The following is a 13303-nucleotide window of genomic DNA, read 5'->3' on the forward strand; positions in this document are numbered from 1 at the left end:
CAGAAACCTCCTGTAACAGGCTGTGCGATAAAGGGCACTCCCTTGAGAATTATGTTTTCTTCTCTCGTTTCAGATGGACCCAACCTTACAGCTTTCTCTGCTTGTTTCCAGTAACCACAAGCTCTCTGTGAGAGAAAAGACTGTAATTTTTCCATCTCTTATTTTTTAGCTTCAAGGTAGTCTGCAATAGCAGCTACATCCTTGTCTCCACGACCAGAGACATTGATGATGATAATCTCATCTTTACTTAGTTTCGGTGCACGTTTAACTGCTTCTGCGATGGCATGCGAACTTTCAATCGCTGGGATAATTCCTTCTGTCTTACTAAGAAGGAGCAAGGCTTGAACCGCTTCTTCATCTGTCGCAGCCACATATTCCACGCGGCCAGAATCTTTAAAGTAGGCGTGTTCTGGACCAACCCCTGGATAGTCCAAACCAGCTGAGATAGAGTAAACTGGAGCTAGCTCTCCATCTTCCTTAAAGACTGCATAGGTCTTCATGCCGTCGACAATTCCGATACTACCTTTTGTCATAGTAGCTGCGTGCTTGTCTGTGTCAAGTCCATGACCAGCAGCTTCGACCCCAACCAATTTAACTTCTTCATCAGCCACATACTGTGAAAAAGCACCAATGGCATTGGAACCACCACCTACACAGGCAATAACGTAGTCTGGTAAACGGCCTTCTTTTTCTAAGATTTGACGGCGAGATTCTTCACTAATGACCTTTTGGAATTCATGAACAATTGTAGGATAAGGGTGAGGACCTACAGCAGATCCCAGAACATAGAAGGCTTCAAGGTCATTCATCCATGCTCCAAAGGCTGCATCAACCGCATCCTTAAGAGTTCGTGTTCCCGTTTCAACTGCATGAACAGTTGCTCCCATCATCTCCATACGGAAAACATTGAGACGTTGACGTTCCACATCCTCTGCTCCCATGTAGACATCACAGGCCATCCCAAACTTGGCTGCAGCCGCTGCTGTCGCAACACCGTGCTGACCAGCTCCTGTTTCCGCAATCACTCGTTTTTTGCCCATACGTTTGGCAAGAAGGATTTGTCCTAAAACGTTGTTGAGCTTGTGAGAACCAAGGTGGTTCAGGTCTTCGCGCTTGAGATAAATCTTAGCGCCACCTAAGTGGTCTGTCAAACTTTCCGCAAAATAGAGCGGTGTTTCGCGACCTGAATAGTCCTTTAAGTAATGGCGAAATTCTGCCAAAAATTCTGGATCATCCTTATACTTGTCAAATGTCACTTCCAACTCATCTAACAAAGCCTGAATCGGCTCCGGTACAAAACTACCACCAAATTGTCCAAAATAACCTTTAGTTGTCATAAAATTTTTCCTCTTTCTGTATGAATCCGGCCTTTTTGTTTGCTTTTAGTAGTAGGAAGGAGCTGCAGATAGAACTCAAGTTCATCAAAGCGACTTAACACCCTAATAAAAGATAAACAAAACGACGGATAGAAAAAAGCCCACACACAGAATATACTTCCATGTGAGGGCGTTGGTAACGCGGTGCCACCTCAATTATAAAGGGACTATTCCCCTTTACATCTCTGCCTTGTCTAACAACAAGTTGCACTGTAAGGTGTGCACACCGAATTTTCATTGTTTCAAATTCATTTTTAAAATCAGCCCACTTTCACTACTTTCAACCACCTGTTCACAATCACCACAGGCTCCCTGAAGATCAAAAATAGTTACTTTTCTGATTTGTTGAATTTATTTTAATACTTTGTTTTTTCTTTGTCAAGACTTTTTTACGATTTTTTTGATAAAGCTAGCACTTTTTCAGAAACTGTTTTGAAAGTCTCAATGATATAGTCCACTTCTTCATCGCTTAATTTAGTGTGAAGAGGAAGCGTAATTTCATTTTCAAAGAAGGCATAGGCCTTAGGATAGTTGACCATATCAAAACCAAGATTCTTATAGGCTGTCAAAAGAGGAAGTGGTTTGTAGTGTACATTACTTGCAATTCCTGCTTTAGCCAATTCTTGGATAATGAGGTTGCGTTCTTCTAAGCTTGCTCCTTCTACATGGGTGATGTAGAGGTGGCGGCATGATTCAACTGTATCAGTCTTGTGTGCCAATGGACGAATGCGAGAACCTGCAAAACCTCGATCATAGCGGTCCACAATGTCCTTACGACGTTCTAGTAAACCAGGATAACGGTTCAATTGTACCAAACCAAGTGACGCCATGATATCAGTCATATTGCACTTGTAGGCTGGTGTGACGATATCGTACTCCCATGAACCCAATTGCATCTTAGCAAGGGCATCCTTAGTTTGACCATGAAGGGAAAGGATTTGGAATTCCTTGTACATCTCTTCGTCATCAATCGCTGGATTGGCCTTCCAAGTGGCACTTCCACCCTCCGCAGTTGTAAAGTTTTTAACGGCGTGGAATGAGAAGGAAGTAAAGTCAGCGATAGAACCAGCTGGTTTCCCTTTATAAGTTGATCCCAAAGCATGGGCACTATCAGAGACAATCACAATACGGTTAAAGGCTTTTTGCCACTTGCTTGCAGCAGTAAAGAGGTCACGTTTTTTCTCCACGACTTGGAGCAAACGATCATAGTCGCAAACAATCCCTGCAAGCTCAACAGGAATAATCACCTTAGTCTTTTCAGTAATGGCTTGCTCCAGTAGGTCATAGTCCATCTCAAAAGTATCTGCTTGGATATCTACCATGACAGGTGTTGCTCCTACGTGAGTGATAACACTACATGAAGCTGTATAGGTCATGGCTGGAACAATGACTTCATCACCAGGTCCCACTTCCAAAACGCGTAAAATCAACTCAAGAGCGGCAGTCGCAGAGTTAAGACAGACAGTCTTGGGCGTCTGTGTGTATTGGGACAAGCGGCGCTCCAGTTCTTTTGTCTTAGGACCTGTTGTAATCCAACCAGAACGCAGGGTATCCGCTACTTCAGCAATTTCTGCTTCCGTAATATCGGGTGGTGAAAATGGAATATTGTAATTTGGCATTGATTTACTCCTTTTATCTGTACTCATTCTCTCATGACTACTTTATTTTAGCACTTCAAACACGGTTTGAAACATGATTTTTATATCTCCAAGGAAACTAAACTCTCGGAGATAAGCGAGATTATAGCGCATCTTTTCAGGAAGGACGTGTTCGACATAGGCTTGGTCAACCGACAGGCCTTTCTCCGTCATTTGACTGATGATAGTGTCCTCATCCTTGTAGTTGATGCTGGCTGGAGAGGTAATTCCTGCTGGCAAAAGCAAGGTCGCCATCATTTCAGGGCTATACTGCTCTGTGTAGCGTGGCACCTCAGGTCGTGTACCGACAAAGGACATTTCGCCTTTAAGGACATTGACCAGCTGAGGTAGTTCGTCTAAACGCACACGGCGAATGAAATTACCAACCTTGGTAATGCGGCTATCATTAGCGGAAGTCACCAGACTTCCTTTTTTATCCGCATCCGTCACCATGGTACGAAACTTCCAAATCTTGAAAGGTCGATTGTACTGGGTCACGCGCTCTTGTTTGTAAATCACCGGCCCCTTACTATCCAACTTGATCCAAATACTCAAGATGAGAAAGATAGGAGAGGTCAGAACCAGTACGACTAAGGCCAGAAGCCAGTCCAAGCAACGCTTGAAAATCAGCGAACCCTTCCTTTTAGAGACAAGCTGGTAGTAAGACTCAACCTCGCTTGATTTCATTTCCACGGGCAAGTCTTCCCATTTCAGCATGCTGTTTCTCCTTTGTTTTTATTATACTATTTGTCAACATTTTTCATTATACCACAAAATGGAAAAGGCGGTGAAAGAAATCTGTAATTTGAAGGATTTCCTTCTTACACTCAATGAAAATCAACGAGTGTTAGGCCATGGCCCCTGCCTGCAAACTATACATCTTGTGATAGGTTCCACCCAATGCTAGGAGTTCCTCGTGGGTTCCACTCTCAATGATTCGTCCCTTATCAAGAACATAGATACAATTAGCATCTTGAATGGTAGAGAGACGATGGGCGATGGCAATGGTTGTCCGACCTTGTCTCATCTTAGCTAGGGAATTTTGAACCAGGGATTCTGTTTCAGAGTCGATATTGGCTGTCGCTTCATCCAAAATCAGGATTTTAGGTTGACTGGCAACAGTTCTAGCAAAGGCAAGAAGCTGACGTTGACCAGTTGAAAAACTCGAACCACGCTCAGATACAGGAGCATCATAACCTAAAGGAAGATCTTGAATGAAGGAATCTGCATCCACAAACTCTGCTGCAGCTTTGACTTGGTCATCGCTGATATCTTGGTACATAGCGATATTGGACTTGATGGTCCCATGATAGAGGAAGGGGTCCTGTAGAACCAAACCGATATTTTTTCTCAACTCCTCTTGACTATACTCTCGAATATCCACACCATCTAGGAAAACCCGACCTGACTGAAATTCATAAAAACGCATGAGAACATTGATGATAGATGATTTTCCTGATCCTGTATGACCGACAAAGGCAATGGTTTCACCTTTATTGACTGTAAAGGAAATATCATCTAGAATTTGGTGTTTCCCATCATAAGAGAAGGACACATGTTCAAAACGAATATTTCCTTCTTGAATCTCGGCTTGGCCATTTTCTTGGACCGGTTCATAGTTGGACTCATCGATGAGTGCAAAGACACGACCTGCTGACACCATGGATGTCTGAAGAGTAGAAAAGTTTTGTGTTACCTCGATGAGCGGATCAAAGAGACGGTTGATGTACTGGATGAAGGCATACATAGTTCCTGCCGTTATTCCTAGATAAAGTCCACGATAGCCAAAATAAGCCATCAAAACCGCATATCCCAACAGCTTCAACAAACTCATAGCTGGACGTAAAAAGAGAGAATCCAAGGCTACTGAACGGTTAGCGTAGACTAGGTGTTCCTGGTTTATCTCATCAAACTCTTCTTGCAGGCGCTTTTCTTGGTTAAAGGCTTGAATAATACGAATTCCTTCGATATTTTCTGCCAGCTTACTGTTAATATCTGACAGTAGACTTCTGGTTTTTTCAATGACCTTGACCGATTTTTTACGGTAGAGATTGACCAAAAGGAAAATCAAAGGTAGGAAGAGCAAGACTAAAGCAGTCAGACGATAGTCCAGAACTAACATGGTATAAAGGGTCGTCACGAAGATAAAGACTGCCGAGATAAAGCTAGATAAGATTCCCGAAAACATATCACTGATAGTCTCAGTGTCATTGGTCAAACGAGAAACGATAGAACCTGCAGGCGTTTTATCAAAATAAGACATGCCTAGCTTCTCCATATTGGCAAAGGCATCACGTCGAATATCTCTAACGATGCTGTAGGACACGCGAGCAAAGAGGAGATTCCCTACATATTGAACGATGGTTTGAAGGATATAGAGTCCATAGTAGGCTAGCAAGACTGTAACAGCAAGCTGATTGAGATTGTTTAGATACTGGTCGATAAAGTGCGAAGCTACCAAGGGGATGATACTCTTGATAACAGTCGTCGCAAGGAGAAAGGCTAAGGCTAAAAAGGTTAGGAGACCATAAGGCTTGAGATAGGACAACAAGCGTTTAAATACAGCCCATTGTGCTTGTTTATTGCGCATCTTCTTCTCCTTTCATTTCTAACTGTTGAGACTGGTAGGTTTGGGCGTACCAACCATCCAAGGCTAGTAAATCTTCATGCCTACCTCGTTCAATGATGCGACCATCCTGCATGACCAAAATTAAATCTGCATGAACAACTGCACTGAGACGATGGGCAGTGATGATGGTCGTTTTATCTTTGCGAGTTTCCTTGAGATTATCGATGATTGCGAACTCTGTCTTAGCATCCACTGCTGACAAGGAATCATCTAAAATCAAGATATCAGGATTTAAAATCATAGCCCGACTCATAGCCAGACGTTGCTTTTGTCCACCAGATAGACTAACACCTTTTTCCCCGATAACTGTATCAAATCCCTCAGGCATGGCTTGAATGTCTTGATAGACTTGAGCCAACTGAGTCGCTTCTTCTACTGCTGAGAAAGGTAGGTCGGGATTTCCAAAGCGAATATTCTCTAAGATAGAACTAGCAAAAAGAAATTGGTCCTGTGGAACGTATCCCATCAAACTTCGTAGGTCAGCTAGTCTATAATCACGAATGTCATGACCATTTAGATAAATAGCTCCTTGGTCAACGTCATACTCACGTAGGAGCAATTTAATTATAGTAGTTTTCCCTGAACCAGTTTGTCCAACCAAGCCTAGTGTTTGCCCTTTTTCCAAACTAAAGTGAATATCCGTCAGCGTTTCCTCATTTTCAAAGGCAAAACTATCAATATCATACTGCAAGCGCCCGTTTTCAATGTCATCTAAAGGAAATTCAGGATCTTGTACAGGTGATTCCTGAGATAAAAGTTTCTCAATCCGCTGGTAAGAAACCTTCCCTCGCTGAGTGATATTAAAGAGGAAACCGATGGCCATAAGAGGCCAGACTAGCATATCCAAGTAGCTGATAAAGGTGACCAGATTTCCAACTGTAATTTGCCCTTTCTGAACCATCAAGGAGCCGACTAAGAGAGTTAAAACATAGGATGAACCAACAAATAAGAAAACCATGGGGTCAAAGAGACTATCGTATTTCATGGTTTGGAGATTCTTTTTGAAGGTCAATTCATTGACTGCCTGAAAGGACTCGAGCTCGTCCGCCTGATAACCGAAAGACTTGGTCACTTTAATACCCGATACAGACTCCTGTACCTTGTTATTGAGTTCAGAAAAGGCAGCTTGAGATTCGCCAAAGGCCTTATGAGTCTTTCTCCCTAAACGACTGGTCGCATAAGCCATAAATGGTAAGGGGATGATAGCAACCAAGGTCATTTGCCAGGAAATGCTAAAAAGCATGGTCAGCAAAGTCACCAAAGCCGTGATAGAGGCATCCACCGCAGACATAACACCGCCTCCTGCTAGACGAGTCAAGGCATTGATATCATTGGTTGCGTGCGCCATCAGATCCCCCGTCCGATAGGTCTGATAAAAGGCTGGAGACATTTTTGTGAAATGCTCAAACAAGCGAGACCGCATAATCTGCCCCAAACGATAGGAAGTTCCAAGGATATACATACGCCAAACATAGCGCAGATAATACATCCCAAAGGCTGCAAGAAGCAAATAAAATAGGTCAAGAAGGAGGTCCTGCTGGCTTAATTGTCCCGATGTGATGGCATCAATGACCCGCCCCATAACCATAGGTGGGATGAGGTTGAGGACGGAAACCAAGACCAAGGCCACAATCCCGACTAAATAACGGCGCTTTTCTAACTTGAAAAACCACCAAAGTTTTTGAATAATGGACATAAAATCCCTTTCTGATTGCAAATGGAAACCTGAGGCCAAGACCCCAGGTTTTTCTTATTCATAGGTTACGACTGTGACCGCACCCTTGTCATACTCAGCGATAAAGATATTGGCTACATTGTCATGCCCTTGCTTGCTGAGGTTATCAAGCAACCACTCTTCGTTACGACCAATCGACTCCAAAACATCGACTTGTATCACACCGTCAGTCACAACTGGATACTTAGGATTTTCATCTCCCATTTGGACCACGATGAGTTGGCCATTTTGCTCCTGCACAGCGCATTTGACCTGCTTCATCTGGAAAATCCCTTGGCTACGAAGTTTGAGGGCTACCTCCGATGCAGACAAGCCAACTGAACGACAGGCTTCTGGGTCAATCTGCCCATTTTTGATAAGGAGAGTTGGTTTTCCATCAATCAAGCGTTTGACAAAACGAACATTGTTATTGAGCCACTTGAGGGTCAAGACCAAAATCGTCCACATCATCAAAATCACTGCGTATTGCAGGATACTGATTGAACTATTGTAAATTACCCCACCGATGATACCACCAAGAACATAGTTCTGAATTTGGTCTGTCGCAGAGTTAGGTGCTAGGTTCCCCTTTCCTGTCACATTGATAACAAAAACAAGCGAGAAGAGCCCCAAGGCCAGTTTGATTAAAATTTCCATATAATTGAGTGTCATTTGTTTACCTCCACCAATTCAATAGCGTCTGTTTGATTCAATTCTAATTTCTCTAAAAGATACTTGTCTGGTTGGCTCCCGTTCATGGCGCGGTAGAAATTTGGACCTACCTTGACAAGCGCTCCATCAGTGGCTGCAGAAGTATTGACATAAACTTCTGATTTATCCACTCCCAAGTCTTTGGAAACGGCCTCTATGAAATGAAGGGAAGTTTGAAATTGATTGTTTGATGCTTGATTGGTCTGGTATTTTGAAATTGTCACCAAAAGCATGGCTACTAAGGTCAAGGCCAAAATCATGACCAATTCACGAAACTTAGTTCCCTTTTTATCACGATAAGCCTTAAAAGCAAAAAATCCTGTGATAGCTAGGAGAACAATTCCAAAGCCAATCATGATGCCATTTTGCTGACTGATTTGGCTAAGCACATAGTCATATGAGTAAAATTTCATTTATTTTCACTCCCTTTCATAAAATCATTCTTCATTATAAACGAAAGAGAGTGATTTTTCAAACCATACGTTGGGGAAATAGACTTATCAGACCAACATCTCTAACTAATGACTCAAATACCTGTTTCAAGATTCTAATTTTGATAATTGATAAGAATAGACACTAGGAATTATCACTACAAAGAAAAGTGTCAAGAAGAATACCCAGTAAACATATAGTTGCACAAAGGAATTTAGAAACAATAACAATCCTCCTAATACCCAAATTTTTCCAGCTAGGCGATGCGTTTTTCTCCAGTTTTCATCATTCTCCAAGGTCCACGGTAGTCGAATACCGATTATATAATTTCGGTGTGTTTTTGGTAGATAATTTCCAATTACGATCATCACGATTCCCATAAAAATCTGAGCTATTAGCCCACTCACCATGGAATAACCCAAAGATTCTCCGTAGATAGAAATCATTGTTAGACAAGATACAAAAGGAATAATCCCGTAAATCAAAAGTTGTATTTTTGAACTAATATTGCTAGATTTAGGATCCTTAATCATTATAAATAGAAGCAACCAATGCATCAAAAACATGAGAGTCGGTAATCCAAAGATAGCAGACATTTTATGATTGTAGCCATCTGCTTGACCCAATAGATTAAAATGAGTGGGTATCTCCTCTGGTAATTGATTCCAGAAAACACAACCTACAAGGGAAGGTAGTAGGATGAGAATGCTCGTAAATAATACCAATTTCTTATTGATTTTTATCTTCATCAAAATGATCTCCTTTCAGATCTGCTAACCAAACCATTATATCCTCTAAAACCGATGTATTTAACTCATAGTAAATAAAGTTTTTCTCTTTCATTTCATGAATCAAATCAGCTGCTTTCAAAATCGTGAGATGGTGTGAAATCGTTGCACCTGTCAACTCAAAATAACTGGCAATTTCTCCAGCAGATAATCTACCTGTTTTGAGTAAATTTAAAATCTCTCTCCTAACTGGATGAGACAAGGCTTTAAAGCTATTTGCAAAACTCATGGTTCTTCCTTTCCCTTTGCAAGATTAGTAAGGCAAGGAATAAGCAAGGTAGAACTGCTATTATTCCGGCTGGTGATGGACCAAAAATTAAGAGGCTAGACACTTTTTCTTCTGGTAGTTGAAAGAGTAATCCAAGACCTGCAGTCGCATTGATTGCCCCATGAAATAGTGCTGAAGCCCAGAGAGAACCCGTCTTTTCCAACAACCAACTCAACAATATTCCTAGGCTAAAACAAAATAGAAACATGGCAACAACTCCCAAAACGGGATAAGCAAAATAAGTCAGTCCATAATTATAGCCTTGCAAATTGATTGGTAAATGCCAAAGACTCCAAATGAGACCAACCAAGACATGGGTCTGGACTAATGAAAAGCGTCCTCTTAAAGCTGGGTAAAGATAGCCACGCCAACCAATTTCCTCTCCCAATGCAAAGAAACTATTAAGAAAAGGAGCATAGGTCAAACTAGCTAGGATTTGAATCAAGGCCAAGGAAGATAAGGGAATAGGTGATTGAAGGACTCCTTTTTCTTGTAAGATGGCTTGAATAGATTCAAAACCAAGGCTGAAATTGCTAGGAAATACAAGAAAATAAAGTCCTGCTCCTAAAAAACTGATGACTGCTGGTAACCAGATAGCTAGTAAGTAAAAGCGCCAATTCCTCTTGAGATTCACGACTAATTTAGATTTGATTCCACTAGGTTGATTCGTAATTTTCCCTAAAATAAAGACTGCAAGCGCAGGCATCCACATGGCTACAATACTAGCAAGTTGACTCAATGGAGAATTTAGACCAACACCACTTAGCCATAGTGCCAACCATATTATCCAAGCAAGAGCATAAGCCAAGACCACAAAAAGAAGGATTGTTCTCTTATTTGACATATATGTAACTTCACTTTCTATTTAGATGTTTTTCTAAATAACATTATACACCTTTTCATTCTAAATACAAGAACTATTTAGATTTTTTTCTAAATAGTTTAGGAAATTTTTATTTTCTCAGGATAAAGTCTAAAGAGTGATTTTTCAAACTATACTTTGGGGAAATAGACCTTTTTTTGGTATAATAAAATCTATAATCTGAATGAAAAAGGTAACTTTATGAAACTGATCTCATGGAATATTGATTCCCTCAATGCTGCCCTAACTAGTGACTCAGCTCGTGCCAAATTGTCCCAAGAAGTCCTACAAACCTTGGTCGCTGAAAATGCTGATATCATCGCTATCCAAGAAACCAAGCTTTCTGCCAAGGGGCCTACAAAGAAACACTTGGAAATTTTAGAAGAACTATTCCCAGGCTACGAAAACACGTGGCGCTCTTCCCAAGAGCCTGCCCGTAAAGGCTATGCTGGAACCATGTTCCTCTATAAGAAAGAACTTACACCTACTGTCACTTTCCCAGAAATCGGTGCTCCTTCTACTATGGACTTGGAAGGTCGCATCATCACCTTGGAATTTGATGAATTTTTCGTGACCCAAGTATACACACCAAATGCTGGTGACGGTCTCAAACGCTTGGAAGAACGTCAAGTATGGGATGTCAAATATGCTGAATACTTGGCTGAACTAGACAAAGAAAAACCAGTCCTTGCGACCGGTGACTACAACGTAGCCCACAATGAAATCGACCTTGCAAATCCTGCTAGCAACCGCCGTTCACCTGGATTTACCGACGAGGAACGTGCTGGATTTACCAATCTCTTGGCAACTGGATTTACCGACACTTTCCGTCATGTTCACGGCAATGTTCCAGAACGCTACACTTGGTGGGCACAACGCAGTAAGACTTCAAAAATCAACAACACAGGATGGAGAATCGACTACTGGCTCACAAGTAACCGCGTCGCTGACAAGGTGACCAAGTCTGACATGATTGACTCAGGTGCTCGCCAAGACCATACACCGATTGTCTTGGAGATTGAGCTCTAAGGAGAAAGCTAATGGACTATCAAGCTGTCATCCCCGAATTTGTGGTATCCAACATCGAAAAATCTCGCTACTTCTACTGCGACTTGCTGGGCTTCTCTGTCGAATACGAACGCCCCGAGGAGAAATTTCTCTTCCTCTCCCTTGAAGACTGCCAACTCATGTTAGAAGAAGGCGACGCAGAAGAATTAGCTCAGCTGACTTATCCTTTCGGGCGTGGTGTCAATATTTCCTTTGGCATTGAGAATGTTCCTCAGCTCCACCAAAAACTGCTGGAAGCTGACTATCCCATCCATCGTCCCCTGACAAAAAGAGAATTTCGAGTGGAGGATAGTTTTATTTATCCCCATGAATTTGCGATTTTGGATCCTGATGGTTATTTTTTAAGATTTAGTGAATAGAATAATAGAAACCTACAATACTGTATCGTGTTGTAGGTTTCTATTCGTTCGCTTTTTTGCTAAATTCCCAAACTAAGTTCCATCGCTAATTCAAGTGGAAGTTAGTCTGATAAAAACCCTAAAAACCAGTGGCAATCCGTGTCAAGGTAAGTTCCACTGGTTTTAATCATGCTTGGTTATATAGCTTTTGTAGCCGAAAGGAATCGAAAAAAAGAGCGCACAAAATCCCCTCATCTGAAAGCGTTTCAGATTAAGTTCCGCTATGGTGGAAGTTAGTGTGAGACGTTTGAATGGGGTTGAAGATTAATTTTTAGATTTTATGTTGGAGTAATTTAGACGACTGGCAGACATCTTCTGCAGGTATTTTAGAAATGCCAAGAAGCTTAGGAATTTCTTCTCCATAAGTAAAGTCAAAGAGCTCATAGGCTGACTTCCCATTCAAAGCAGCACGTTTGACGCTGTTAACATGCGAACAGACGAGATTGATGTCCTCTTGAGTTAAGTTGTCAAAAGAAGTTCCCTTAGGAAGAATGTCGCGAATCAAGGTGTGATTTTTCTCAATTCTGCCTTTCTGGTCAGAGCGATTAGGGTCACAAAAGAAGAGATTACACTCTCCTCGAACATCCATTTCGATGTCATCAACCCTGGCAAACTCTCCACCATTATCAGTCAGAATGACAGGAAAGAGTTGGAAGAAATCATTATCCGCTTGGTGAAGAGTGTTCTTGATGTCATAAAGGTGTTTGGTAACCTCAAGGGCAGTTTTATTATCCAGCAGTCTAGCGAAGATAAAGTTACAGAAAGAGAGATTGAAGGTGAGTAGGACTTTACCTCCCATTCTACCCATAACGGTGTCCATTTCCAGCCAGTAATTCAGTTGCTTAAGGGCCAAATAATTTTGGAAATCCTCATAGGAACGGCCTTTTTTCAATTCTTTAGGGATGGAAGGTAGCTTACTTTTTCTTCTCTCTTTAAATTTAACGGCTCTGGCTAAATCAATCGGAGCGATAGACAGGTAACCTTTTCGGATGTGTCGATAGACAGTTGAGGAACTAACATCAAGGTTATGAGTTTTGAGGATATGATAGATGTGTTGTCCCTTTTTAACACCATCAGAAATGACTTTGTCCATGTCCCAGAAAGTCTGAGAATTAAGGGGAGTTCCTTCACGAGCTTCAACAAGAGTTTGTTCGTATTGTTTTTGAGCTTGTTTGGCGAGGTAGAAGATTTTCTGATAGCCACAGTTTTGTCTTCTTTTAGGGCACCCATTACAGACAAAGGGAGCCTTATTGAGTAGAGAGCAAGGAAGGTTATCACATGTAGACTATCGGATTTGTCTGTTTCGTTTGACTTCTTTAGAAACAGTGGTGGGGTCTTTTAGAATAAGTTGGCCAATAGCTTTGAAGGTTTCACCGCGCTCTAAACCTAGTTGGATATCATTACGGTCTGAAAGGGTAAG

12 protein-coding genes, 1 pseudogene and 1 other annotated feature are annotated in these 13303 nt (G+C 41.6%); of the genes and pseudogenes, 2 read left to right on the forward strand and 11 right to left on the reverse strand.

The genetic code is table 11. From position 1 onward, the window contains the following. Positions 1–158 precede the first annotated feature (158 nt). From trpB to QM959_RS05765, 10 genes are all read right to left on the reverse strand, one after another. Positions 159–1337 carry a tryptophan synthase subunit beta gene (gene trpB / locus QM959_RS05720; protein WP_000208440.1) on the reverse strand — a complete coding sequence of 393 codons (1179 nt, stop codon included), beginning with the start codon at positions 1335–1337 and terminating at the stop codon, positions 159–161. A gap of 162 nt (positions 1338–1499) precedes the next feature. Continuing rightward, positions 1500–1731, reverse strand: a binding site (T-box leader). A 34-nt stretch (positions 1732–1765) separates the two neighbouring features. Further along, complete coding sequence (locus tag QM959_RS05725) at positions 1766–2995, reverse strand: DegT/DnrJ/EryC1/StrS family aminotransferase (protein WP_414371990.1); 1230 nt, start codon at positions 2993–2995, stop codon at positions 1766–1768. Positions 2996–3037: 42 nt separating this feature from the next. Continuing rightward, on the reverse strand, positions 3038–3730 hold the full coding sequence (locus QM959_RS05730) for a sugar transferase (RefSeq protein ID WP_371638146.1): 693 nt from the start codon (positions 3728–3730) through the stop codon (positions 3038–3040). A gap of 130 nt (positions 3731–3860) precedes the next feature. Next, positions 3861–5603 carry an ABC transporter ATP-binding protein gene (locus QM959_RS05735; RefSeq protein WP_414371993.1) on the reverse strand — a complete coding sequence of 581 codons (1743 nt, stop codon included), beginning with the start codon at positions 5601–5603 and terminating at the stop codon, positions 3861–3863. Beyond that, complete coding sequence (locus tag QM959_RS05740; protein WP_414371994.1) at positions 5593–7338, reverse strand: ABC transporter ATP-binding protein; 1746 nt, start codon at positions 7336–7338, stop codon at positions 5593–5595. Before QM959_RS05740 ends, QM959_RS05735 begins: the two co-directional genes overlap by 11 nt. Positions 7339–7392: 54 nt before the next feature. Then, a complete protein-coding gene (locus tag QM959_RS05745; protein WP_125418381.1) occupies positions 7393–8028 on the reverse strand; it encodes a DUF421 domain-containing protein in 636 nt (211 codons plus the stop codon). Further along, the gene (locus QM959_RS05750) at positions 8025–8480 is read right to left on the reverse strand and encodes a DUF3290 family protein (protein WP_414371996.1); all 456 of its coding nucleotides are present in this window, start codon (positions 8478–8480) and stop codon (positions 8025–8027) included. The genes QM959_RS05745 and QM959_RS05750 overlap by 4 nt, the downstream gene beginning before the upstream one ends. A 126-nt stretch (positions 8481–8606) precedes the next feature. Continuing rightward, positions 8607–9248 (reverse strand): SdpI family protein, encoded by a 642-nt coding sequence (locus tag QM959_RS05755; RefSeq protein WP_414371997.1) that lies wholly within the window; start codon positions 9246–9248, stop codon positions 8607–8609. Next, positions 9229–9516 (reverse strand): autorepressor SdpR family transcription factor, encoded by a 288-nt coding sequence (locus QM959_RS05760; RefSeq protein WP_414371999.1) that lies wholly within the window; start codon positions 9514–9516, stop codon positions 9229–9231. Before QM959_RS05760 ends, QM959_RS05755 begins: the two co-directional genes overlap by 20 nt. Beyond that, a complete protein-coding gene (locus QM959_RS05765; RefSeq protein ID WP_414372001.1) occupies positions 9500–10399 on the reverse strand; it encodes a lysostaphin resistance A-like protein in 900 nt (299 codons plus the stop codon). Before QM959_RS05765 ends, QM959_RS05760 begins: the two co-directional genes overlap by 17 nt. 219 nt (positions 10400–10618) lie before the next feature. On the opposite strand from QM959_RS05765, the gene QM959_RS05770 reads away from it, so the two are divergent. Both QM959_RS05770 and QM959_RS05775 read left to right on the forward strand, forming a co-directional pair. Beyond that, a complete protein-coding gene (locus QM959_RS05770) occupies positions 10619–11446 on the forward strand; it encodes an exodeoxyribonuclease III (RefSeq protein WP_414372003.1) in 828 nt (275 codons plus the stop codon). An 11-nt stretch (positions 11447–11457) separates the two neighbouring features. After that, positions 11458–11844 (forward strand): bleomycin resistance protein, encoded by a 387-nt coding sequence (locus QM959_RS05775; RefSeq protein WP_414372004.1) that lies wholly within the window; start codon positions 11458–11460, stop codon positions 11842–11844. A 310-nt stretch (positions 11845–12154) separates the two neighbouring features. Here the strand turns inward: QM959_RS05775 and QM959_RS05780 are convergent. After that, positions 12155–13303 (reverse strand): annotated as a pseudogene (locus tag QM959_RS05780) (IS30 family transposase); the annotation flags it as partial.

It is taken from the genome of Streptococcus mitis (assembly GCF_047459985.1).
In the GTDB taxonomy this organism is placed as follows: Bacteria; Bacillota; Bacilli; order Lactobacillales; family Streptococcaceae; genus Streptococcus; species Streptococcus mitis_DZ.